General features: G+C 63.5%; 19 protein-coding genes. 4 read left to right on the plus strand and 15 right to left on the minus strand.

Annotated elements, in window-relative coordinates; translation table 11 throughout:
• Positions 1-16: 16 nt before the first annotated feature.
• Positions 17-949 (plus strand): AEC family transporter, encoded by a 933-nt coding sequence (locus tag JNO50_RS08860; protein ID WP_189534939.1) that lies wholly within the window; start codon positions 17-19, stop codon positions 947-949.
• Here the strand turns inward: JNO50_RS08860 and JNO50_RS19245 are convergent.
• Entirely contained in the window at positions 876-1,256 is a 381-nt protein-coding gene (locus tag JNO50_RS19245) for a GNAT family N-acetyltransferase (protein WP_189535032.1), read from the minus strand. The genes JNO50_RS08860 and JNO50_RS19245 overlap by 74 nt on opposite strands.
• Before the next feature lie 58 nt (positions 1,257-1,314).
• Here JNO50_RS19245 and JNO50_RS08870 point away from each other — a divergent pair, with 58 nt between their 5' ends.
• The 3 genes from JNO50_RS08870 (at position 1,315) to JNO50_RS08880 (ending at position 5,356) form a co-directional block, all read left to right on the plus strand.
• Positions 1,315-1,620, plus strand: coding sequence for a hypothetical protein (locus JNO50_RS08870; protein ID WP_215796541.1), 306 nt, complete (start codon positions 1,315-1,317; stop codon positions 1,618-1,620).
• A 150-nt stretch (positions 1,621-1,770) separates the two neighbouring features.
• Entirely contained in the window at positions 1,771-4,584 is a 2,814-nt protein-coding gene (locus JNO50_RS08875; protein WP_189534935.1) for a valine--tRNA ligase, read from the plus strand.
• A 400-nt stretch (positions 4,585-4,984) separates the two neighbouring features.
• On the plus strand, positions 4,985-5,356 hold the full coding sequence (locus JNO50_RS08880) for a hypothetical protein (protein ID WP_189534933.1): 372 nt from the start codon (positions 4,985-4,987) through the stop codon (positions 5,354-5,356).
• An 81-nt stretch (positions 5,357-5,437) separates the two neighbouring features.
• Here the strand turns inward: JNO50_RS08880 and JNO50_RS08885 are convergent, their stop codons facing one another.
• The 14 genes from JNO50_RS08885 to JNO50_RS08950 form a co-directional block, all read right to left on the minus strand.
• On the minus strand, positions 5,438-8,176 hold the full coding sequence (locus JNO50_RS08885) for a hybrid sensor histidine kinase/response regulator (RefSeq protein ID WP_189534931.1): 2,739 nt from the start codon (positions 8,174-8,176) through the stop codon (positions 5,438-5,440).
• A 12-nt stretch (positions 8,177-8,188) separates the two neighbouring features.
• A complete protein-coding gene (locus tag JNO50_RS08890; RefSeq protein ID WP_189534929.1) occupies positions 8,189-8,824 on the minus strand; it encodes a response regulator in 636 nt (211 codons plus the stop codon).
• A gap of 53 nt (positions 8,825-8,877) precedes the next feature.
• Positions 8,878-9,567 (minus strand): prepilin peptidase, encoded by a 690-nt coding sequence (locus tag JNO50_RS08895; RefSeq protein WP_189534927.1) that lies wholly within the window; start codon positions 9,565-9,567, stop codon positions 8,878-8,880.
• Positions 9,564-11,057, minus strand: coding sequence for a hypothetical protein (locus JNO50_RS08900; protein ID WP_189534925.1), 1,494 nt, complete (start codon positions 11,055-11,057; stop codon positions 9,564-9,566). Before JNO50_RS08900 ends, JNO50_RS08895 begins: the two co-directional genes overlap by 4 nt.
• Positions 11,058-11,073: 16 nt before the next feature.
• The gene (locus tag JNO50_RS08905) at positions 11,074-12,054 is read right to left on the minus strand and encodes an ATPase, T2SS/T4P/T4SS family (RefSeq protein WP_189534923.1); all 981 of its coding nucleotides are present in this window, start codon (positions 12,052-12,054) and stop codon (positions 11,074-11,076) included.
• Between the two features lie 40 nt (positions 12,055-12,094).
• Complete coding sequence (locus JNO50_RS08910) at positions 12,095-13,714, minus strand: GspE/PulE family protein (protein ID WP_189534922.1); 1,620 nt, start codon at positions 13,712-13,714, stop codon at positions 12,095-12,097.
• A gap of 18 nt (positions 13,715-13,732) precedes the next feature.
• Positions 13,733-14,197: a type IV pilus biogenesis protein PilP gene (gene pilP / locus JNO50_RS08915; protein ID WP_189534920.1), complete on the minus strand. Its 465-nt coding sequence runs from the start codon at positions 14,195-14,197 to the stop codon at positions 13,733-13,735.
• Complete coding sequence (gene pilO2 / locus JNO50_RS08920) at positions 14,184-15,494, minus strand: type 4b pilus protein PilO2 (protein WP_189534917.1); 1,311 nt, start codon at positions 15,492-15,494, stop codon at positions 14,184-14,186. The genes pilP and pilO2 overlap by 14 nt, the downstream gene beginning before the upstream one ends.
• 5 nt (positions 15,495-15,499) lie before the next feature.
• On the minus strand, positions 15,500-17,215 hold the full coding sequence (locus JNO50_RS08925; protein WP_189534915.1) for a secretin N-terminal domain-containing protein: 1,716 nt from the start codon (positions 17,213-17,215) through the stop codon (positions 15,500-15,502).
• 44 nt (positions 17,216-17,259) lie between these two features.
• Positions 17,260-17,679: a TcpQ domain-containing protein gene (locus tag JNO50_RS08930; protein ID WP_189534913.1), complete on the minus strand. Its 420-nt coding sequence runs from the start codon at positions 17,677-17,679 to the stop codon at positions 17,260-17,262.
• 212 nt (positions 17,680-17,891) lie between these two features.
• Positions 17,892-18,962 (minus strand): type II secretion system F family protein, encoded by a 1,071-nt coding sequence (locus JNO50_RS08935; RefSeq protein ID WP_189534911.1) that lies wholly within the window; start codon positions 18,960-18,962, stop codon positions 17,892-17,894.
• On the minus strand, positions 18,959-20,659 hold the full coding sequence (locus JNO50_RS08940; RefSeq protein ID WP_189534909.1) for a type II secretion system protein: 1,701 nt from the start codon (positions 20,657-20,659) through the stop codon (positions 18,959-18,961). The genes JNO50_RS08935 and JNO50_RS08940 overlap by 4 nt, the downstream gene beginning before the upstream one ends.
• On the minus strand, positions 20,656-22,596 hold the full coding sequence (locus JNO50_RS08945; RefSeq protein WP_189534907.1) for a hypothetical protein: 1,941 nt from the start codon (positions 22,594-22,596) through the stop codon (positions 20,656-20,658). The genes JNO50_RS08940 and JNO50_RS08945 overlap by 4 nt, the downstream gene beginning before the upstream one ends.
• Positions 22,593-24,476 carry a hypothetical protein gene (locus JNO50_RS08950; RefSeq protein ID WP_189534905.1) on the minus strand — a complete coding sequence of 628 codons (1,884 nt, stop codon included), beginning with the start codon at positions 24,474-24,476 and terminating at the stop codon, positions 22,593-22,595. The genes JNO50_RS08945 and JNO50_RS08950 overlap by 4 nt, the downstream gene beginning before the upstream one ends.
• Positions 24,477-24,492 lie beyond the last annotated feature (16 nt).

The following is a 24,492-nucleotide window of genomic DNA, read 5'->3' on the forward strand; positions in this document are numbered from 1 at the left end:
CGTTTCGGGAGGCGCCATGTCTGTTGTGGCCAATGTTCTGGCTCCGGTTATTCCGGTTGCCATCGTGATCGGTTTGGGCTATCTGGCGGGTCGCCTTCGGCGCATGACCCGTCAGGACAGCCAGCTGATTTCCCGGCTGGTGCTGGAGTGGGTGTTTCCCGCCATGCTGTTTTGCGGCATGGCCGGCACGCCGCGCGCGAAATTGCTGGACGGCGCGTTCATCGCGTGCGCGCTGCTGTGTCTGATGGGCTTGTACCTGGTCGTGTTGCTGGCCGGTCTGCGTGCCAGCGACCGGCGTGTCGCCACGTTGCGCGCGTTTGTGTGCGCTTTTCCCGATGCCGCGTTCATGGGCATTCCTATCCTGTCCATGCTGTTCGGTCCGTCCAGCCTGTATTCCGTGCTGGTCGTCAACTTGGTCAGCAGCCTGGTCATGATTCCGCTGACGGCCGTGCTGTTGGAGCGAGGCGCGGGCGACGACCGGCTTGCCGCCTTCGGCCGGGCCGTCGCCATCTCCGTGCGCCGGCCGCTGGTATGGGCGCCGCTGGCCGGTATCGCGCTGTCGCTGGCCGGCATCGCCATGCCGGCGGCGGTATCGGCCGGCTTCACCATGCTCGGCTCGGCAACGCCCGGGGTTTCACTGTTCGGGCTGGGGCTGATCATGTCCGGCGTATCGTTGCGCCTGTCGCGCGAAGTGCTGGTCAATGCTGTGGTGAAAAACCTGGTGCACCCCGTGCTGGCCATGGGCTTGCTGTGGCTTTTCGGGATTCACGGGGCGCTGGCGCGCGAACTTTTCCTGCTCGCGGCCCTGCCGTCGGCCACCATGACGGCGATGTTCGCCAGTGAGGCCCAGGTGTATGAAGCGGAGGCCTCAGGGTCTATCCTGTTGGGTACCGTGCTGTCGCTGGTCTCGTTTTCTCTGGCGATTCATTTTTGCGCGATGCTGTTCTGAGTGTCGGGTGGCGGCCAATCCGGACGCGGGTCGCCGGCCACCGTCTGGTCGCACAGTTCGCGTTTCCATCGCGCGCGCAGTCTCTCAACACGCCTTCCTCGACGAATCCCAGGCGCAGCGTGAAGCGGATGGACGCTGTGTTGCGGCTGTCGCACCAGGCCTCCAGCCTGCGCAGCCCCAGCCAGAAGGCGAGCAGCGCCAGCGATGCCGCCGCCGAGGTGAACAGACCCTGTCCCGTCATCCGGTTGTTGCCGACGTAACCGATCTGGCAGGCCGGCACGTCGGCGGTGAAACTGTGCAGATCCAGTGTGGCGACGGGGGCTCCGCTGGCCGTGTCGAACGCGAGGTATGCGAGTACGGCGCCTTTGCATCAGTCCGTGCCGATAACGGCAATTGCGTTGCGCGCGTTCCTGCGCCCAGTCTCCACGCGCCGACGCGACGAAGCCGAGCTCGTCTGGCGAGGCCGCATACAGCGCGCAGAAAACCGCCGCATGGCGCGGGTGGATTTTTTCGAGGCGCATCCCGCGCCGTACATGAAGGCCGGAGCGGATCGCAAGGTGTCCAGCGTGAAGGTCATGAGACGGTGGTGCGAAAAATGGCGGAGCTTCATTGTTTCCAATCGCGTCCGGTCGCGCACGGTTAAACGTTTAACGGATATTTATTTGAATTAAATGTTTTTAAACATCGGCAATGATTTTTGCATTGGCGCCATGCTTTCCCTGTTCGTGGAAAACACCGCGTCGGGTGGAGAAGAAGCGCAAGAATCTTCGGGAAATCGGGTATAATCCCGGTAATTTCGTCAAAAAATCCAATACCAGAACATGGAACTTGCAAAGAGCTTTGAACCGGGTGATATCGAGCGTCGTTGGTACGATACATGGGAAAAGGCGGGTTATTTCCGCCCGAGCATGGATGCTTCCCGGCCGTCCTTCGCCATTCAGCTGCCGCCGCCCAACGTGACCGGCACCCTGCACATGGGCCATGCCTTCAACCAGACCATCATGGACGGTCTGACACGTTTTTACCGCATGCAGGGCCACAATACCCTGTGGGTACCGGGTACCGACCATGCCGGCATCGCCACGCAGATCGTGGTTGAACGCCAGCTCGCCGAGCAGAATGTCAACCGCCACGAACTCGGTCGCGAGGCCTTCACCGCCAAGGTGTGGGAATGGAAGGAGAAGTCCGGCGGCACCATCACCAGCCAGATGCGCCGTGTCGGCTGCTCGGTCGACTGGAGCCGCGAGTACTTCACCATGGACGACGTCCGCGCCGACGTGGTGACCGAGGTGTTCGTGCGCCTCTTCGAGCAGGGTCTGATCTATCGCGGCAAGCGCCTGTCGAACTGGGACGCCAGGCTTGGCACCGCCATCTCCGACCTCGAGGTGGTCTCCGAGGAAGAGGATGGTCACATGTGGCACATCAAGTACCCGGTGGCCGGCAGCGACGAGTACGTGACGGTCGCCACGACCCGTCCGGAAACCCTGCTGGGCGACGTCGCCGTCGCCATCAATCCCGATGACGAGCGTTACCGGCACCTGCTGGGCAAGGAGCTGGAACTGCCGTTGACCGGACGACGCATTCCGGTCATCGCCGACGATTACGTGGATCGCGAATTCGGCACCGGTTTCGTCAAGATCACCCCGGCGCACGATTTCAACGACTATCAGGTGGGCAAACGCCACGGTACCGCGCTGATCAATGTGATGAGCCTCGAAGCGACCATTCTGCCGCGCGCCCAGGTATTCGGCTTCGACGGAACCGTACAGGGCAGCATCGAGTTGCCCGCCGCCTACGCTGGGCTTTCCGTGCCGCAAGCGCGCAAGGCGATGCTCGCCGATCTCGAGGCGCAGGGTCTGCTGCTGGATACCCGTCCGCACAAGCTGATGGTGCCGCGCGGCGACCGTACCGGCACGGTCATCGAACCCTTGCTGACCGACCAGTGGTTCGTGGCCATGGACAAGGTGGGCAAGGATGACCCGACCGGGCAATCCATCGCCGCCAAGGCCATCGAGGCGGTGCGAAGCGGAGAAGTGCGCTTCATCCCGGAAAACTGGGTGAACACCTACAACCAGTGGATGAACAACATCCAGGACTGGTGCATTTCCCGGCAACTGTGGTGGGGACACCAGATTCCGGCCTGGTACGACGAGGACGGCAATCTGTATGTCGCCCGCAACGAAGAGGATGCCCGGGCCCAGGCGCCGGGCAAGACGTTGCGCCGCGAGGAGGATGTGCTGGATACCTGGTTCAGCGCCGCGCTGGTGCCGTTTTCCACCCTTGGCTGGCCGGAAGACACTCCCGAATTGCGGGCGTTTTTGACGTCCAACGTGCTGGTGACCGGTTACGAGATCATTTTCTTCTGGGTGGCCCGGATGATCATGATGACCAAGCACTTCACCGGCAAGGTGCCGTTCCGCGACGTGTACATCCACGGCATGGTCCGCGACCACGAAGGCAAGAAGATGTCGAAGTCCGAGGGCAACGTGATCGATCCGGTCGACCTCATCGACGGCATCGAACTGGCGCCGCTGGTCGAGAAGCGCACCACCGGTCTGCGCCGCCCGGAAAAGGCGCCGTCGATCAAAAAAGCCACGGAAAAGCTTTTCCCGGAAGGCATCCCGGCGTTCGGTACCGACGCGTTGCGCTTCACCATGGCAAGTTACGCCACGCTGGGGCGCAGCGTGAACTTCGATTTCAAGCGCTGCGAAGGCTACCGCAATTTCTGCAACAAGCTGTGGAACGCCACCCGTTTCGTGATGATGAACCTGGATGGCAAGGACTGCGGCCAGGACGAATCGCTGCCGCTTGACTACAGCTTCGCCGACAAATGGATCATGGGTCGCCTGGAAACCGCCAAGAGCGAGGTGACCGAGGCGTTGCGCACTTACCGCTTCGACCTCGCCGCCCAGTCGATCTACGAATTCGTGTGGAACGAGTACTGCGACTGGTACGTGGAACTGGCCAAGGTGCAGATGCAGACCGGCGGCGAGGCGGCCCAGCGGGCCACCCGCCGTACCCTGGTGCGCGTGCTCGAAGTGGCGCTGCGCCTTGCGCATCCGATCATGCCGTTCATTACCGAGGAGCTGTGGCAGACCGTCTCGCCGTTGGCCAACGCGCGCGAAGCCGAGTCGATCATGGTGGCCGGCTGGCCCGCCGCCGACGCGTCGCGGATCGATGAGGCGGCCAATGCCCGCCTCGCGGGCCTCAAGGACATGGTCAACGCGGTGCGCAACCTGCGCGGCGAAATGGGTCTCGGCCCGGCCGTCAAGGCGCCGCTGTTCATCGAAGGCAGCGAAGCGCTGTCCGGCTACCTGCCGTACCTCAAGCCGCTGGCCAAGTTGTCCGATGCGACGGTGGTGGCCCGCTTGCCGGAGGACGATGCGCCGGTGGCGTTGTGCGGCGAAGCGCGCCTGATGCTCAAGGTGGAGATCGATCGCGAAGCGGAAAAGGCCCGTCTGGGCAAGGAGGCCGCCAAGGCCGGCGCCGAGCGCGACAAGCTGGTGGCCAAACTGGGTAAGCCGGGCTATGTCGACAAGGCGCCCGCGCATCTTGTCGAGCGCGACAAGGCTCAGCTGGCGGAGCTGAACGACCGTCTGGAAAAAATCGCGGCGCAGCTGGCCAAGCTTGGCTGATCGTTCGCGTGTCGTCCCCAACGCCGTCGCCCCATTCGGGCGGCGGCGTTTTGTTTTGTCCGGCCGGAGGTATGTGCTTTGGGTGAAAGTTTGTGAATTCGCGACTCTCCCGTATGCATTAATTCTGTTTGACGGCTATTTAAATAAATTTTTAGATTTTTTTATTTTTATATGGTATTTGCTTTGCCCGAAAAATTTTTGTTTGTCCAGCTTGATTGATCAGCCTTCACCTGTCCTTTTGTGCCGGTTCTAAAGAATTTTCTGTTTTTTGCTGATAACTGTTTCTTCTGTAGAGATCGCCTTTTTTTTTCGATACCATCAACCCGGCTAAAAAAACAGCGCCGGCGAGATTTTCCGTCGGCAAAATATTTCGTTAAAATTCAACCTGATGGAGGATGTTATGTTGGCAGAACAGGGCGTATGCCGGATTGATGCGTTGGAGGGAACATCGACAATTTGTGTTGTGGGTGTAATGGATGAAACTGCCTTGATGGATGACGTTCATGCAAATGACGATATCTTCGACAGCGAGTTTTCTTTTGAGGAGGGTGGTGGGTCCGATTATCGCTTGCGTCATTTAATGCGTAATGTCGAAACCGGACTGGAAACCCTGGTGAAACTTTTGAAAGAGTGCGGTGAGGAAAAGATACTGGCCAATGGCATTGCCAGCCTGCTATCACCGATCCAGGTGCAAATGGTGGAAGCATGCGTATTATTCATGATGCAAACACCGCTACCCGTCAAACAGCATGAATCGCAAGGTTTGCGCTGATATGGGCCGCCGTTGCTCCCTTTGACAGCGATGCCGGATGGACAGGTGGTTCTGCGCTGGCTGGCCACTGTCCTTCGGCTCCTACTTCCCTTGCGTATCTGAGCGCGTCGCAAACCGCGGCTCTGCCACTGCCTCCGCTGTCGTCGCATCCTCCATCGCCTTCCGGCAAGCTTCCCGCACCTTCTGTCCGTAGCGGACGATCCCTTCCAGGCAGGTGTTCAGTTCCTCCGCTTCGGCTTGCCCGCCGATTTCCTCCAGTTCTTGCAGCCTGTCCGTATAGCCGGCGTCGACATAGACCGCCGCACCGGCCATCTGGTGCGCCAGACGGACAATGCGTTGCCGATCCTCCAGGCGTACGGCCTCGGTCAGTTCCAGCATGTCGCGGGCATCGCAGTCCAGAAACTGATTGAGCGCGGCGGCGAAGCGTTCGCCCGTCCCGAAAACCCGACGGAAACCGTCCAGGTCGATCAGCGTGCCGGGTGATGGGGCGGAGTCCACCGCTCCGCTGGCGCGGGATGTCTCCGACATCAAGCCGAGCAGATCGCGCAGGGCATCCGAGAGTTTGTTCAGTGTGACGGGTTTGGTCAGATAGTGATCGAATCCCTGAAGCCTTGCCCGTTCAATATCGCTGGCGAAGGCGTGTGCGGACAGGGCCATGATCGGAATGTCATGCCACTGCGGGGTGTTGCGCACCCGGGCGGCGAAGGCGTGGCCATCCATGCCGGGAAGGGAGATATCCGTCAGGATCAGGGACGGTGGCGTATCGCTGTGCTCGTCCAGCCATGCGAGAGCGGCTTCGGCCGACTCCACGATTGTGACGCGCATGCCCAATTCCTGGAACAGTTCATCCAGCACCGCGCGGTTGATCGGATGGTCCTCGATCGCCAGGACGAAACCGTCCCAGTGATCCAGACGGATGATCGCCTCCGGCGCGGCCGGTTTGTTGTCGGGCAGCTCGCCGTCCCGGGCTTTGGCGCACAGGAAAGTCAGGGTGAAGACGCTGCCTTCTCCGTAAACGCTGTTCACCTCCAAAGTGCCGCCGCGTTGCTCTGTGAGACCTTTGCAAATCGCCAAGCCAAGTCCCGCTCCGCCATACTGGCGCGTGAGCGACGCATCGGCCTGCTCGAATGGCTGAAAAATCCGCTCGCGCTGCTCTTCGGTCATGCCAATGCCGGTGTCCGCGACCGTCACGGTCACTTCGCAGGGATTTTTGCTATCGCAGCGGCACTCGAGACGAATATGTCCGCGATGCGTGAACTTGATGGCGTTGCTGAGCAGGTTGCCCAGCACCTGGCCGAGCCGATGCGCGTCGATCATCACCACCAGGTCGGCCGGGATGTCATTGGCGAATTCGAACGCCACCGGCGCTTGCCCCTTGGCGAGGCGCGCCCTGGCGGTCTGCGCATGGCTGTCGAACAGTTTCGCCAAATAAACCGGCTTGCGTTCGAACGTGACCTTGCCGCTCTGGATCCGGGTGAAATCGAGAATCTCGTCGATCAGATAAAGCAGTTGATCGCTGCTGTCGCGCATGATCGACAGGGCATGGCGCTGACGCTCGGTCAGAGGATCGCAGGCGAGAAGATCGAGCATGGCGACCACGCCGTTGAGCGGCGTGCGGATATCGTGGCTCATCGCGGCGAGGAACAGTGAGCGCGCACTCATGGCCTGCACGATATCCTTGTGCGCCTGGGTCAGCTCGCTGTTCTTGAGGGCGAGGTCGCGCTGGAAGTTTCGCAACGACGAGAGCCCGTGCTCGACCGGCGCGATGATGGTGCGGCTGGACTTCACGGCCAGAAACACCACCAGAGCGCCGAGCAAGCCGGCCGCGATGAGATGGGCGACCACGACATCCCACTCGAGACCGTTTTGGGCCTTTGCCGTGGGCGTGTAATACATCAGCCAGGGCAAAGAGGAGAAGCGCTGGGCGACCAGGATTCGCCCGGTTCGGTGGATCAGGGTCGCTTCCTCAGGCAGCAAGTCCGGCAGGCTGGCGGGCAGCAGTTCACGGTTGAATTCTGGCGTACTGTATAGCAGCCGGGTCCCTTCGGTAATTGCATAAAATCCGCGCGTCAGCAGCAATCGGTCCAGCATGGCGAATGACATCGTGGACACAAGATAGGCGTTTTTATGGTTGGGCAGGGTGATCCGGGTGACCCTGGCGATGTCTTCGCAGTGATCGCAGCCTTTCAGCGACAGAATGGTCCAGGACTGGCCATTGTCGGCCATCTTGCGGAATGTGCCGCGCAGCGCGAGCGTCCGGGTGAGTACCGACATGTCGGGTTGTTCGGGTACCACGCCGATGAACTCGCCGTCCTCTTCCACCAGATAGGAGTGGGTGAAGGGGTGTTCGTTCTGCCAGGTCTCGTGCGACAGGTAGAGTAAGGTGAAAACCCGGTTTGCCGTGGCCTTGTCCCCGCTCAGCCATTTCGAATGCATCGGCAGGAACAGCTGGCCCGCCGCCATGTCGTGCCGGGAAAGGGAGCCGAGCACCAGTGCCTGATAGGGGTGATTGTCGTCGAACAGGATCTCGGTGCCTGGCGTCAACGGCAGGGAGGGTGTGTCCAGATCCCACTGCGACAGACGCCCTTGATAAATGCTCAGCCGCGCGGCACGCGCCTCCATCAATTCCCGACCGGCGTTGAATTCGCTGATGACCTGCCTGTGTTTGGCGGTGATGGCGAAGTTGAAGCTTGTCCAGATCAGCGCGAGTCCCAGCACCAGAACCAGCGAAAGCACGGCCAGTCCCCCGATGCGGATAAGCAGGAATGCCGTCCGGTAGGGGCGGAAATGTTCCCTCGGAAGCCGTGGATCCGTGGTCATTGTCGCGCTTTCTCAGAGCAGGTCGGTACCTCGTTCGGCGGCCATGCGAAACAGCTCGGCCTCGCTTTCAATACCCAGTTTTTCGAAGGCTGTCTGCTTTTGGGTACTGATGGTCTTGATGCTGCGGTTCAACTGGTTGGCGATTTCGGTGACCGATTTGCCCGCGACCAGCAGGCGGATGACGGTCAGTTCTCGGGGCGACAGCTTCAGCAGCCCCGCTTCGGCGGCGTCCGCGGTGCGGATTTCGATCTGGAAGCCCGGGTCGATGTATTGCCGGCCCTGCGCCACTTTTTTCAGGGCGGTGCCAATCAGATCCATGTCCAGGCTTTTACGCAGCAGGCCGAGCGCGCCGTTCTTCAGACACTGGCTGGCCATGCCCGACGAGATGGTGCCGGTCAGGATGGCGACCCGGGTGTCCGGGTAGACGCGCGAGACGTAGGACAGCAGTGCCAGCCCGTCCATTTCTCCCGGCATCGAAAAATCCAGCACCAGCAAGTGGCAGGGTTCCTTGCGGAGAATCTGCATCAATTTGCTGCCCGAATCGGTCTGCGCCACGATGTGGAACTCCGGATCGCGTTCGAGCGCGTTTTTCAGGGCGGTGCTGATCAACGGGTGATCGTCACAGGTTATGACCTTGATAATCGGCATGGCAAGGAAGCCTTTCGGTGCACGGCAAGCCGGTTTTTTTGAAATATAGAAGATCAATTAAAAACATAATAACTAAATAGCAAGAAATAGCTGGCGGCGGCGCCGAAGGCCAGGTAGGGGCCGAACGGCACCTCCTGTCCGCTGCGCAGCTTGCCCGAAATCGTCAGGGCCCCGTTGACGGCCGCCGCGCACAGGCTGGCAATCAGCAGCGTTGACCCGGTTCCGAGAGGGCCGAGCCAGGCCCCGGCCGCCGCGAGCAACTTCAGATCTCCCTGTCCGATCGGCGCGGGTTTGCCTGCGCAGCGGCATAGCCTGTTGAATGCCAACAGCACGGTATAGCCCATTAACGCACCGGCGATGGACAGGATCGCGGCATGCGAACCGTGAACGCTGTTCAGCAGACCTCCGGCGGCCAGCAGCGGCAATGTGCCGATGTCGGGCAGCAGCATGACTTCCAGATCGATCCAGGCGAGCCAGGCGAGCGCGAAAAAGAACAGGCATCCGGCCGCCGCGCCACCGGCTCCGGCGTGGGGCAGCCGGGCGATGCCGTGAAATCCCGCCGTGACCAGCAGCACCGATGCCGCGACGATCGTGGGCGAGGCGAGCGTCCGGGTGAACGCGTTCCGCCAGGCGCACCCTTGTCCGCCATCGACGAATCCCGCCTTCATCAGGTAGGACAGCACGAGCCAGGGCAGGGCGAATCCCGCCGCCAGACCGGCCGCCAGAGCGTGGGCCGGCGTCATGGTTTCATCTTCGCCAGTTGTTGGCGGTAGGCATCCGCCTCTTTGGCTTGCGATGCCAGAAAATCCTTCATACCGGCCACGCTGTCGTCGGCGATGACGGTCAGCAAGCGATTGCTCGCCTCGGCATAGCGCCCGTCCTCGGCGTAGTGCGCCGACAAACGGTCGACCACGGCGTGGTTGTCCGGATCGAGTCGGCGAGCGGCTTCCAGTGCGGGAATCGAGTTTTCCGATTCGAGGCTCGCGACAACGTCAGGATCGTTGGCCTCTTCGGCGGTTGTCGCGGCTTTGGTCGCTCCGGACTGGCCGGGTGCCGACGCCGGTGCCGGCGATGCCACGGTCTTTTTCGCGTCGCCAGCGGTTTTGTGTTGCACCTTGTGCGGTGCACGGCCCTCGACAAGCCGGAGGGCTGAGTGCCGGCGTACGGCAGACTGAGCATGGTGCGCCTTGACCGGACGCGCCCTCGCGGTGTGCGCATGGGCCGCGTGGTGTGTCCTGGCCGTGGTGTGGCGGGCGATCCGGTGCGCATGCAATCGTGCGCGGTGTTTCGCGGCATGGTGCGCCTTGACCGGATGAGCGTGAGCCTTCGCGGTGTGCGCATGGGCCGCGAGGTGTGTCCTGGCCGCGGTGTGGCGGGCGATCCGGTGCGCATGCAATCGTGCGCGGTGTTTCGCGGCATGGTGCGCCTTGACCGGATGCGCGTGGGCCTTCGCGGTGTGCGCATGGGCCGCGAGGTGTGTCCTGGCCGCGGTGTGGCGGGCGATCCGGTGCGCATGCAGTCGTGCGCGGTGTTTCGCGGCATGGTGCGCCTTGACCGGATGCGCGTGGGCCTTCGCGGTGTGCGCGTGGGACGCGTGGCGTACCTTGGTCGCGGTATGGCGAGCGATCTTGGGCGCGTGCAGTCGTGCTCGGTGCAGGTTGGCGTGAACCACCTTGATGGTCGGCGCGGCGGCGGAGATTTTGGCCGCCAGCGGCGCGACGACGGATTTCGCCACCGGCTGCGCGGGGGGCCGCGCAGTGGCGGTCTTGCCGGCTTTCACCGGCAATGGCGCCGGTATGTCTTTCTTGCTGGCAAAGGGAATGGCCGGTGCCGGAGGCGTTGCGCTATGCGGCTTTACTTTGGCCGCCGTGGCGTACTGCGGCACGTCCCCGGAAACCGGTGGCGCAACCGGCGGAAGAAGGGAAGGCGCATCGAGCGAAGGCGCCGGCAGCGCGTCCGACACCTGGCTGTCCAGCATGCGGCTGATCCGTGCCAGTTCCGCATCTCCCGGTGCTTTAAGGCTGCGCGCCTTGATTAGCCGCGCCAAGTGGGCAAGGCTTCCGCCGCGGCTGTCCATGGCGGTATCGGAATGCGCTTGGCGGGTGATGGTCGGCATATCAAGCTCGACCACGGTATCGCCGCTTGCCGCGAAGGCATGACCTGGCACCAGCAGCAGGGCCTGCGACATCAGCATCGCGCTCAAAAGACGGCGCAAGGGAAAGGAAACGCGCATGATGGGGGTGTTCCGGTCAGTGTGTGGCGGCGAGCGAGCCGGCGACGCGCCGGCGAGCCTGCATCTCGATTTCGTGGATCAACTGGTCGGTCCGGCCCTGCCTCAGGCTGGAACGGGCGCTTTGCCCTTCGTTGCCGAACATCGACAGTACGGAAACCTTCGGAATGGCGCTGCCGTCCGGACGGCGGTGCAACTCCTGATGGATCACGGCCGTCAAACCGTAAGACAGCAGTTCGGACACGTTTTCGACCCTTGGCCGGGCGAAGGTGGCCAGGCGTTCGATGGCCTGGCGGATATCGCCCGCGTGGGTGGTGGAGATAACCAGGTGGCCGTTCAGCGAGGCCTGAATGGCCTGGAATGCCACCTCCTCTTCGCGGATCTCGCCGATCATGATGATGTCGGCGGCCGATCGCATCGCCCGCACCATCTGCTGCCGGTAACCACCGTTTTCCGCGGTGACGGCGACCTGGATGCAGCGGCCCTTGCCGTGAATGCCGTGCATGTTCAGCTCCGGCGGATCCTCGAGCGTCAGCGCCACGCCGCCCAGATCGCGCAGGCGCGTCAGTACGGTGGCGGCCGCCGTGGTGGTCTTGCCGGTGCCCATTTCGCCGGCGACGACCACCAGCCCGCGCAGATCCGGTTCGAGAAGAATGCGGGTCAGCCAGGGCGGCAGCGCGATGTCGTCGAAGGTCTTGACGATCTTGGGCATGCGCCGCAACACGAAAAAGCGCTCACCGAAGGTATCCGTCATCTGCGAACTGCGGAACATGACGCCATCGAACTGGATCGCGAAGTCCGGGGTGTTCATCTGGGCCAGGCGCTCGAGACAACGCTCCAGCAGTTCATGGGCGGCTGGCAGGAAGCGTTCGGGCACGTTCTGGCGCACGATGCCTTGCGGTGTCGGAATCTTCACGTCGAAAATGCCGGCACCGACGTAAATATCGATGAATTCAAGGTCGGCAAGGCAGGCGCGGTTTTCGGTCGTCTCGATGATCATGGTCGTGGTCCTGGTTCAATGTCTGTAATCGTTGATTCGTTCAAGCCCGGGGCGCGGCGTCAAGCCAGCGTTCCCGCGCTTCGGGTGTCTCGAAAAAGCGCCCGACGCTGCGTACGGCGTCGCGCGGGTCGATGCTTCCCTGTAAAAGTTTGCGGATGGCCACATCGGCCAGCGACAGATAGTTGGGCCGTGCGTGAACGTGGCGGGCCAGACCGATCTTGTCGCTCTCGAGGAAGAGCCGCATCATCGTGGCGTCGGTCCTGACGACTTCGGCCAGTAATGCCCGTCCGGTGATGCCTTTGCCCTTGCAGCGTTCGCACCCGTCTCCGCGCAGCCGGATGTCGCCTTCATGACGGGCAACCAGTCCGGCGAGGAAGGGAACGAGTCCGGCCGGGGCATCGCCGATGGCCGCATCCTGGCCCGTCGGGTCGAACGGCCGGCTGCAATGCGGGCACAGCGTCTGGATCAGGGTCTGGAACACCAGCCCGCGCACGATCTCGGGATCGGCGAACAGATGGCGGTCGACTCCCAGATCGGCGAAACGCGCCAGTACCCCGGTGGCGCTGTTGGCGTGGATGGTGGTCCACACCTGGTGGCCGGTCATGGCCGCCTGGATGGCGAGACTGCCCGACGCGCCGTCGCGCACTTCGCCGATCATGCAGATGTCCGGATCCAGCCGCAGCATGGCCTTGATCGCCCGCGCGAAGGCGGCGCGCCGCTCTTCCTCGTTGGACGCGTTGCTGACGGGGATCTGCACCGCGCCGGGAATGGGGTATTCGGGCGGATCTTCCACCGTCAGGGCCGACAGCTTGCCGTCGGACAGGGTCAGCGCATTGGCCAGCAGGCATTGCAAGGTGGTGGACTTGCCCGAACCCGTGCCGCCGGCAATCACGGTAATGCCGGCGGGCGCCTCGGTCAGTTCCTCCAGAATGGCCAGCTGCTCGGGCTGAAAACCGATTTTTTCCGGGGAGGGGGTGGTGTTGCCGCTGGCGTACAACAGCCGCAGCACCATCAGGAATCCGCCCACCTGGGGGGCGGTCGCCACCCTCACACCAAACAATCGGGACGGCAGGAAGCTTCGGGACATCTTGGCGTCCTGGGTTTCGTTTGGTCTGAAGTCGGCTTCGCTGACATCGCACATCGTGGCGTAAAGACAGCGGCACATCGCTTCGATGCGCGATTTTTCCGGGGTCTGGATCTGCTGGATCTCGCCGTTGATGCGGTACAGCACCTGGCAGGTTTCGCCGACCCGGATGTGAATGTCGCTGGCGCGTTTGTCCAGCGCATCGACCAGCATCTTGTAGACGGACTGCTGCACCGAACTGGTCGACGGGCTGTTGACCGCGCTGATGGAGTTCGCCATGCGGTTGTCCGACCTGGCCTGGCTCAGGGTATGCGCCTGGCGGATGGTGGCGATCTGGCTGCGATCGCTCGGAACCAGGCGGACATCCGGCACCAGTTCACGGGCGCGGACCGTCTCGATGAAACGGTACACGCCCGGTTCGTTCATGTGGCCCACATCGATCAGCAGGCGCCCGTCGGACAGCAGGCACAGCGCATCGTCCAGCGAGCGGTCCAGAAACTCGTAGGCCGGACCGGATTCGTCGGAGAGGATTTGCAGTTGCCCGGACAATACGCCTTGCACATCGAGGTGGTTCATGTTCAGCATCCTTATCAGTTACAGAGTGTCGGCGGCTACGCCATTCATATTGGTCAGTGTCGCGCTGTGCCCTTTGCGGCTTACCACGACGCGGCCGAAATCGATGCGGGTGACTTTCCACTGGTCGAACAGCGCGCTTCCGGCATGAACCAGCGTCTCGCTGTTGTCCGGATAGACCAGTGTCGCCAGGCGGTGACTGCCGAACCCTTCGATGGCCTTGACCCTGGGCAGGCTCGATGCGGCATCCGTGGGCCTGGCCTGAGCCTTGACCAACTGGTTTTCCAGGTCGGATTTTTGCAGTTCCTTCTGCAGGTTGCGGATCTGGTAGTCGATCTGGTTGCCCTGATCCAGCAGTTGACCGGAGGCGCCCGGGGGCGGCAGCGGAGTGTTGGGTTCGGGAGCCGCGGCATGGGCCGTGGCCGCGATGGAGGCGGCCAGAAGACCGCCGATCAGGCGGTACGTGGTGCGGTTATTGGTAGGCATAAAGTTTTCCTGTCACAGTGAATTGACCGGTGCGGTCCACCAGAATGTCGTCGAAACGCAGGCCCGGAAGTCCGGCGAACAGCGTGTCCAGCTGCGACAGCGTGAAGAGTGGCGCGCGCTTGACGAATTTCAGGCTGAACGGTTTGAACCGGCTGTTGGGCTGCTGCGGCCGGATGTTTCCCGGGCCCTTGCCGAGCCTCGCCAGTCCGTTCTTCACATCGGCGCTGCTCGTCAGCTCGGTGAGTCCGTAACGCTGGCCGATGTCGTCCAGTCGGATGGCCGCCGAGACGGTATCGAACACACGGGGGTCATCGTTGCGCGCGGGCAGCGTGACCTTCGTGGTCAGGCTGGCGAGTCCCTTTTTGGCATCGAATGCCGCGCCGGGCGCGGCGTGCAGCAGGTCGGCCACTTCGCCCTTGCCCTGTTTCCATTTGACTGTCGTGGTCAAGGTACGGTTGGCAAGATGGCAGTCGAGACTGTCAAAACTCCAGCCGCCGCGGGTAACCGGCGCATCGCTCAGCGCCTTGACGCATTCGAGCAGCACGGTGTGGGCGCCGGCCGTGGCGAGCCAGGGCTTGGGCGGTGGCGGCGGATGGATGGCGGCTTGCGCCGCGGCGCGCTGTTGCGCCAGATGCTGTTGCCAGGCATGCAGTCCGGTCAGACCTCCGCCCAGCAAAACGATGGCGGCAATGCCGATCGGCCCGTATTTGCGCACCTTGGGCGGCAAGCGTCGGCTCGGGCTTTGCAGTTTCGGCCACTCGCCCGGCTTGATGCCGGTCAGCAGACTGTCCAGATCCGCTTCGCGAACGGACGGGTCGTCGAGTTCGCCCATGAAACGCGTATCGACGAAGACCGCGTCCCACACACCGAGGCTGAGCCGCTGGCGTGCCCAGTCGAGCGCGTCCTCGAACTGGAACAGGCGGTCCGAGCCGGGCATCACCGCGTCGTTGAGCACGGCGACGAAGGCGAACTGGTCTTCCTGGCCCGGGATGGCGATCAGCGCCATCCAGCTGCGCGCCGGGGCGTTTTTGGCGATACCGGCCATCAGCGTCAGCGCCAGCGAATGGGCGGTTCCGCTTTTCAGATGTCCCAGACCGACCGCGAGCGGGCGTTGTGTTTTCGGATCGTTCTGCACGACATGGCGGTTGGGCGCGGGCTGCAGATTGCCGGCCAGTTCCCTGGCCCGTTGCAGCGCCTGCTCCTCCGTCGCGACATCGTTGGCGACCGGCATCCAGCTAAGCCCGGTGGCAAAACGCTTGCCCTTGTAGCGAAACAGTTGAATTTGGCCTTCGGTCATGGCGTTCACATCACGACGGGAGTAATCGAAATCACCAGTACATCGCGCATGGTGCCGTACTGATGTCCTCCGCCAGGCAGCGGGAACCCCGGGGTCCCGACGCCGTTCTGGCTGGTGTTGTCGGTTTGCTGGTCAAGACCGGTAAGCAACAGGGTTTCGCCGGAGTGCAGGCGCACTTCCTGCAGCAACTGCCGCTGGGTCAATTCCGGAATGCTGACGGTGGTGCCAAGATTGGCCGTGCCATCGCCGGCGTTTTTCTTGTCCTTGCCGTTGTCGGTGTCGGTGCTCACCGCCTTGGCGTCGAAGGACTTGATGCTTTCCACCCGGCTCATGTTCAGCGCCAGATGCAGCAGCAGGTCACGGTGATTGCTGATGGACGGCATCAACTGCATGGTCAGGCCGCTGTTGGCGTACGCCGTCTGGATCTGAGGCAGAATCACCGTGTTGTTGTCTCCCTGGGAGATTTGCGAGGAGACCGACGACACGTAGGGAATCAGATGCGAGACCGAGATCGGTACCGGTTTGTTGTTCATCGCCACCACGGTCGCCGATGTCACCAGCGTGGTTTTTCCTTCGGTGCTCAGGGCATTGAACACGGCGGTGTTGTCCGACGCGCTGCCGGACGAGAAGGTGAGCGCCGGGGGGGCGATGGTCGAACCGATCGAATACCCGCCGCCGCCGAGCTTGACGTTCAGGCCGCGGCCCTTGAGCAAGGCGCCCAGATTGACGCTCAGGTCATCCTCACGGTCGGTTTCCACCGAGTACACGCGGACGTTGAACATGGCTTGGCGGGTCAGCTTGTTGTTGAGGGCGGTGATCAGTTTGCCGACCCGGTCGAGGGCTTCGGGAGTATCCGTTACCGTCAATTCGCTGGTCGACGGCGACAGGGAAGCCTTGCCGGACGGACTGAGCATGAGCTTGACGGTGTCCATCAACTCCTTGTTGATGTCCATCTTGGCCGTGGAACCCGTGGTGCTGTCCGTGGTGCCGGACGAACCGGACGTGGACGACGAGGAGGACGAGTTACTGGAACCGGAGGAGCCCGAGCTGGTCGACGACGAGCCGGTGCCTCCGGTGGAGCCATCGGTGTCGGTGGTGGCCGGGGTCAGGTCCATGTTGAGACTGACGGAATCCTGGAACGGCAGGGCGCTGATGTCGAAGGCGCGGGTTTTCAGTTTGTAAAAGCTGATCTGGCGGCCATCGTAGTCCCAGGCGGCGTGGTAATGCGCGGCGACGTCATCGAGGAACTGGCTCAGAGGGCCGCTGAAGTTGATGCTGTAACCGCCGTCGCCGGCCGGCATGGCGCCATTCGGGGCGGGCAGCGCGCTGCCGGCCGAGATGGTGGCGACCATCGGCAGGGCCGGCGCGGCGTCGGCGCTGTTCTCCACTTCGGGAGCCAGGCGAACGGCGATGCCGGTCAATTGAGTGACGCGATCGGCGACGGACTGCAGGCTGGAGAAGGATCGGTTGAATTCAACACGGTTTTCCAGCGCGGGAATCCGAGCGGGACGCCGGGTGCTCTGGTGATCATCAAGGAACAGGCCGTTCTTGACGCTGACCATGCCGCCCAGCAGAGTGGACGCATCGACCTTGCTTGCCTGGCCTTGCATCAGGCCTTCGGCGGTGCGGGTGTTTTGATCGATCCGCTGTTGCAGGCCCGGTGCGGCGCAGCCGGACAATACGGCGGCGATGAGCGATGCGCCGGCGAGTGAGTATTTCATGGGTTTCTGTCTCGTGATTCGTCAGGAAAGTTGGCGTGCGCGGGTCATTCCACGAACACGCGAAGAACCTTGTTGCCCTTGTAGAACTGGGCGGCGATCGGGTCGTCCGTCGAATGGACGCCGTCAAGCAGTTTGGCGACCGCTTCGGGCAGCGTGCCCGGCACGGAGGCCGTGGCGTGGATGCTCAGGCTGTAGGGCACGTCCCATTTCAGGGTCCAGCCCGCTTGCCGGGTCCAACTGCCAAGTACGTCTTCCACCGAAACCTGATCGGCGTCGATGGTCCACAGGCGGGATTGACTCATGTCGATGTCGCCGGCCGTCGCGGGCGCGGCGGGCAGGGCTTGCGCGACCGGCGCGCTCGCCTGGGGCGCGGCGAGAGCCGGGGCGGCTGCGGCCGTCTGACAGGACAGCGCCAGCCACATGGCGGCGACGGACAGACTGGCCGTAAGTGAATCGGGTCTCATGGTGGATGGGCTCCTGAAACTGGGGTTTTCCGTGATGGTGCTAGTGTCGCGTCGGACAGGGTTGCGTTGAATCGGAGCATTCCTAAACCTGTTTTTCCGGGGTGCGGAATGCGGAAAATGCGAAGGCCGCCCGCGGGCGGCCCGAAAAACAGCTAAGCATGCGTCTGATGATCGATAATCGCGATTCCTTCCGGCTCCGGAGCCCACGCGGGTCAATTGCCGGTCAGCGCCTGCTGAACCTGACGCTGCAGCGCGAACATGCCCAGATACATCAGGCCGATCACGGCGGTCACCACCAGCATGGCCAGGAGGTTGAGCACCTTGCCGATTTTCTGGATCGAGACGATGTTGTCGTCGATCCAGCGCAAGGCGATCTTTTTCAGCGCTTCGCCCTGCGCGGAGGTCTGGGAATACATTTCCAGCAGGTCGACGACTCGGCGGCTGGGAAAGTCATAGCCGCTTTGCATGATCGCCTGACCGAATTCCACGCCGAGCTGGACTTCCCGGCCAATGGCGGACAGGCGCTCGTTCAGCCATTTCCCGCCGGAGGCCTGGATGATGGTCAGCGCCTCATCGATGGACACCCCGGCTTCCATCAACGCGCTGAGCGACATCAGAAAACTGCAGCCGAGCTTCATGCGGTAGAACGCCCAGGGCGGGGCATTGTCCAGCGCCTTGCGCACCTTTCCGGTCCAGTGCGGCAGCGTGTAAATGATGATGCCGAGCGTTGCTCCCATGCCGCCGAGCATCCACCACATGTCCTCGCGGGCGAAGGCGCCCCCGAGCCACAGCGCGCGGGCAAGACCGGTCCACTTGTCCGGCGGCAGCGAGCTTTCGAACGCGGGGATGACCTGCACACCGTAGAACCACAGCAGCATCATGGCCATGAGAAACAGCACGATCGGGTAAGATGCCGCACCCATGATGGCGCTGGTCATCCGCGAACTGGAGATGCTGATGTGCGTGAGCATGCGCAAGGTTTCCGGCATGTTGCCCGAGCGTTCGCCGGCCGCGATCATCGCGGTTTCTTCCGACGGAATCCAGGGTTTGAGCGCCTCGGACAACGGTAGGCCGAGCCGCAGCTTGTCGAGCAGGTCCTGGTACACCATCGCCAGACCCTCACCGGGCTTCTTGCCGCGGTCGGAGGCCTGCTCCCAGAGCTTTTCCAGCACGGTGGACATCGATACTCCGTCGGCCATGAAGTCGGCGAGCATTTCGTAGAAATCCAGGCGGATTTTCTTGCCGAACGCCAGTTTGGCGAGCACATAGTTGAATTTGTTCATTCGTCATATCCTTTGTCGTTCTTCATGCGGACCGGCCACAATGGCGCGCCTTTGAGGCTCCACAGTTCTTCGTTGGCGGGGGTGCGGCCGGGTATGGCGGCGATCGCGGTGGATGGTTTGGCCAGGAAACCGTCCGGATCAATGCCGCGGTTGCCGATACCGGTCAGCTGGGAACTGGCCATCCAGCGCACGCCGTCACGCACGTCTTTGCTGTTCAACGGGATGGTGCTCATCGCCAGGAAATACCAGCGGCCGGTGAGCTGGTTCTTCAGGCTGCCCGCGGTTGGTACCGTGTTCGGCGACAACGACGGCAAACAGATGGCCACCTGCGGTGTGTCCTTGATCGGCAACAGGGTTCCCCATTCGGAAGTCGGGCAGGGGGCATAGTCCATTTCCATCGCCGAGGCCGGGGTGTCGGTTCTCCAGCGCGCGAGGTCGGTGGCCCGCACCTGGTCGTAGTCTTTCCAGACATTGCCGATGGTCAGAATCCGGGTCTTGCCGATGTCACGAAACCCCGAAGCGGGATCCCGTCCCTGCGTTTCCGCCGGCGCGATGCGAATGCCGGGGTGCACGATCACCACCGGCGGAGTGGCCGGGTTGGCGTTCCCGCCGCGCAACACCAGTGGCTGGTTGCCCCAGGACAATACGGCGTTGCTCAACATGGTCAGACCGGATTCCACGGACGAGGTGTCGGTGCTGATCCGCAATCCCCGGTACTGGTCGGCATCGGGGAGGCGAAGCGTGCCGCCGTTGCCCGGCGAGGTGTCCACGGACAAGAGGTCCTGGGAGTGCAGCTGTGGCGTCCGGCCCGACTCGGGGTGCGTCGCGTCCGGCAGCACCGTGCCAAGGTCGGTGCTCGCCGTCGCGGTGCCGCTGTCCGGCGCCGTGCCCGGGTAGAACGCCAGTTCTCCTTGTCCGTCCGCATCCGTCCGGACGGTGGTGGTGGTTAGCAGGGTGTTCTGGTTGGCGCCGGGGGGGGCGGAGGTGTCCTGCACACGCCACAAGGCTTGCGAGGCATTGTCGATGCCCGGGTCGTCGACGGTCAGGTTGGTGACAAGATCGCCCTGGGCGAGGGTCAGTCGCTGTCCATCGAGCATGGCCGCGCATCCGCCGTCGCTGGCGTCGTTCGCGTAGGCGGGCTGGGTGACGGTGATTTGCCAGGTGCCGTCGCCCGCCGTGGCGGTGAAACGGTTGCCGGCAAGCCCGGTGACTACGCCTGTCGATTCGGACATGGCGCGGGCTGCCGCTTCGGCGAGCGCCCGGTCTGGTGTCTGTCCGTCGGGGCCCCGGGTGATCAGCAGGGCCTTGAGCGGCTGGTTCCCGGCGGATGGAGACATCAACAGGCAACTGTTGCGTCCCGCGCTGTTCCGGGCCGGCATCATCGGCGGCAGGTAGCGCGACGGCGCGATGGCGCGCACGGACGGCGCGTTGTCGGTGGCCTCGGTGAACGCCGCCATGCCGGAGGAGGCGTGGAGCGCCGCATAGTTGTCCACCATGTAGCGGCGCGCCGCCTTGGCCAGTGTTTGCTGTTGCCATGCCAGCTGACGCGCCTTGTCATCGTCGCGGCCGGTCGCCAGCATGTGATAAGCGACCGCGGTGACGCCGCAGGTCAGCGCCAGCGCCAGGGTCACTTCCATCAGACTCATGCCTCGCTGGTGTCGGGAGGGCAGGGAAGGAATCGCAGCCGGTGTCATCATTTGAAATCGCCCTTTCGCGCAGGAAAATCCGCCATTGTCCAGTCAAGGTCGCCCTTTTCGACCAGATCCGGGTTCCGGTTCAGGGCGTTTTCCGAAGCGACGCCGAATTTGGCGCGATCGGTCTGGCTGGATTTCTGGCCATAGCTGATGGAGTAGTGGTAGGAGCTCTTCTTCGGATCCCACAGGGTTTTCGCGCTGACCGCCGGATCGTTCAATTGGGTGAGCATCCAGCTGATCTGCTCGGGGTTGAACGGTTCGCGGCTGACCAGCGGGAAGTACCAAGTCGACGGCGCGGTATCGAGCGGGTCGCGAGACGGGCGCGCGCAATAGGCCAGCGCGGCGGCCGTGTAGTCAGGGTCCGTCTGCCCCCTGTCCCGGTAGCCGGTCTGGCGACCCGAGGAATCGTCCCGATACTCGCCAAGCAGGGTCAGCAATCCGCTGGGCTGGCAGGGCACGCCGGAAACGGGCGAGTGGGCGAATGTGGTGTCCGTTCCTGTGATATCCATATTCTTGTCCTTGTAGGTCGGCATGGCGGCCGACTGTTTCTTCGGCGTATCGAGAATGTCGCTCATGGTGGGCAGGTAATAGGAATTGAAGGCGTAAGGTCCCGCCATGCCTCGCAGGGTGAAGTCGCCCGGCGCGCTCAGGCCGGCCGGACGCTTGTGGATTTCATTGCGGTTCCACAGGTAGCGGCCATAGTCGTAGTACACATCCGGGTAGTTGTAGAGCGCCAGTTGATCGGCATCGGTCGGTCCCATCAGCCGCAGCAGGCTGTCGACCCGAACGCGCGGCAAGGTGGCGGTGAGCGGATCCGCGCCGGCGCCGGGCTGGGCAAGATTCAGGGCCGGCGCGAGAAACGGAATGGCGTCGCCGGGCAGTCCGTCCGCCGCATTGCGGTAGCGGTTGAAATACAGGCCGCCGTTGCCGGTGACGAGCGAACGTGTGCGCACGCGCGTGTCGACGCTGCCCGCGGCGTCGCCGGGCTGTGACGAGGCGAAAGGCGCGTCCGGATTGACCAGGGCGAGGGCGAAGTCGGCGATCGCCTGATTGGCCTTGAGTACGTAATTGCTGGTGGTCAGGGACTGGCCATCAAGGCGCAGTTCGCCGCGCGTGCCCGCGGCGGCATCGCCGTGTTCGACGACGAGGGCGTTGGCGGCCGGGGCGGAGGCCGTGTCGGCAAGGTATTCGTCGGTCTCGAAGTGGTTGCCGATGTGATGCGCTGTCGGGTCGGTTTCGCGCAGCAGGAAGTCTTGCGATACCACGTCGCCGTCATCGGCATTGACGACCAGCGGTGTGACCAGGTCGCCCTGGTCCACCGCCAGCGAAGCGTCGCAGCCGCCGGCCGAGGCTGTGTTCGGGTAGCTGGACGGCGCGATCAGCGTGTCGAGGCTCGCCGCTTTCCAGGCGCCGCCATCGACCGCATTGCGCCCCGTGCCGACACCGGTATTCATTCCGGCGATCGCCGCGGCCCGGCGCGCGAGCTCCATATCCGGGGCTGGACCATTGCCGCGCGTCATCAGCATGGCTCTTAGCGGCAATCCCGAGATGGCCGGCTGAACCATCAGGCAGACCTGGCGGTTTTGCGTATTGCCGCGGCTCAGGCCCGCCAGGCCAGGTCTGCGATCGTCGATGCGGCCCCAGCCGGGGTTCGCGGCGCTCAGGAACGGCGCTTCGTTGCCCCCGAGTCGCACGGCAACCCAGGTTCCCGGCGCGTTGTGGCGGAAGCGGACATCCTTGATGTGCTGGCGCAGGTAATCGTTGGCGGCCTCGACCAGCCGGCCCTGCTGCCGGGCGAGGGTCATGGCCTTGTGCTCCCTGACCGAGTCGTGCACCCAGCGCACGCCACCGGCGAGCATCAGGGATATCAGACTCAGCGATAGTGTCGCTTCCAGCAGGGAAATGCCCGTTTGATTCGAATGCGTGCCCGGCGGTTTCATGGCAGGGGAACTCCTGTGGTCTGGCTGGGGTGGTTGGTGCAAGACGTGCCGTCGCAAATGTTGTCAAGGGTGTGTTCGCCATCCGGCTCGGCCAGGATGCTGACGAACTTGTGGTTGAAAATCGCGCTGGTCGCGCCGGCCAGCCAATCGTTTTCGTAGGCATCGTCTTTTTGCGGGCCGCCGTGCTTGCTGTATTGCTCCGGGAGCTTCAGCGCGGATTCGGTGCCCGGCTCGTCGCGCTCGCCCGGCGAATAGGCCGACAACAACGGCAGCGCCTGACGCTCCTGGCGCGAGGCCCATGTCGACCAGGCCAGCGCGCGCGGCAGCAGCGACGGGTTGTAGGGGGTGCCCAGCACCAGCATGAATTGCCAGGTCGGTTTGTCGTAATTGCTGGTCTTGGTGTAAGGATAATTGCTGGTCGAAATGTGGCCGTCCGGCGCTCCGGGCATGCACACGGCGATCTGCGGCGAGTTGGGGAACATCATGATCGAACCGACGCCGGCCTGGTCGCAGTAGGCATTGGCCGGGTTCAGCGTGGAATCGAGCCCGCGGCCTTCGTTGTAGTCGTTCTGACCAACCACCGTGCGGCCGAGCATGTAAGGCTGCAGATCGGGGTAGGCGACGGGCTTGGGCGTGCTGCTCCAGTCGGAGGCATAGGTCCAGTTGTTGCCAATGAAGAAGCCGGCCAGCCGCGTGGCGGACAGGGTCGGAAACTGGCTGGCGGCCGGCAGCGTGCCCAGCTGCAGGAAGCCGCTGAGCGACAGTCCGGGCAGCGCGCCTTGCGCGCCGGCCGTGTCGGTGGCCCCCGGGAAGTGATGTCCGCCAAGTCCCTGGGCGGAGCGGGCCGACACGTTGTTGTAGCCGACAAATCCGTCCGCGTAGAGGCTCAGCGGGCCGTCGGGATTCTGGATGAGATTGCCGCTTCCCCCGTTGTCGGGCAGGAATTGAACACGCTGGTTGCCGGCCGTGGTATTGCCGGCGGTGACGGACTGCGTTTGCAGCAGAGAGCCGAAAGACGGGATGGCGCCCTGTCCGGTCAGGTTGACGAACCGGGCGTGCTCGATGGCGCTGTCGTCCAGGCGGGCAAGCGCGGTGCCCGGCGATGCCGGATCGATGACGGCTAGGCCGCTGTGGTTTTCTCCGGATTCGACCGTGTCGATGGCGTTGTGCTGGGGGCGCGCACCGTCCTTGACACGCCACAGTGCGCTCTCCGGCGTGCCCATTTCGCTTTGCGTGACCGCGAAGGCCGAAATCAGGTCGCCGGGACTCGCGGAACAGGCGGCCGTGCCGGGCAGGTGCGCCAAATCATCGAGCGCCCAGCCGCCGGCGCCAGAACTGGCCGAGAGCTTGCCGTGCGCATCCGCATGCACGACGCCCGTGGTGGGCCCGGCCAGACGGGCCGCGAGTTCGAGGTCGGCGTCGGACGTGGCGTTAAGGTGCGTGATCATGATGCCGCGCAAGGGCAGGTTGGCCGTGGTGTCCGCCCCGAACACCACCATGCACGGCGAAGCGCCGCGCGGGCCGTTCGCCTGCATGCCCAGCGGCAGGAGGTCCTGGCCGATCCGGGCGATCGCGTTCGGTCCCGTTTGCGGATAGACCGGTGCCGGTGACGCGGCCTGTGACGGATCGAACCGGACGACCAGGGCGGCGTTCGCCGCCGCGGCGGTCTTCCACACCGGATCGGCGTAGCGGGCGCGCAGGTAGCGGATCATCGTTTTGCCGGCCTGCTGCTGGTACTGGCCCAGATGCTGAATGGACGATTCATGATGGGCGTCGCCGATCATGTGCCAGGCGGCAACGACGGCCAGACCGATCAGGCCGATGGCCAGTCCGGTTTCCAGCAGAATGGAACCCTGCTGTCGCGAAGGTCGGGATTGCATGGCGGCTCCTGAAGCG

The sequence above is a fragment of the Paludibacterium paludis genome, assembly GCF_018802605.1.
Classification (GTDB): domain Bacteria; phylum Pseudomonadota; class Gammaproteobacteria; order Burkholderiales; family Chromobacteriaceae; genus Paludibacterium; species Paludibacterium paludis.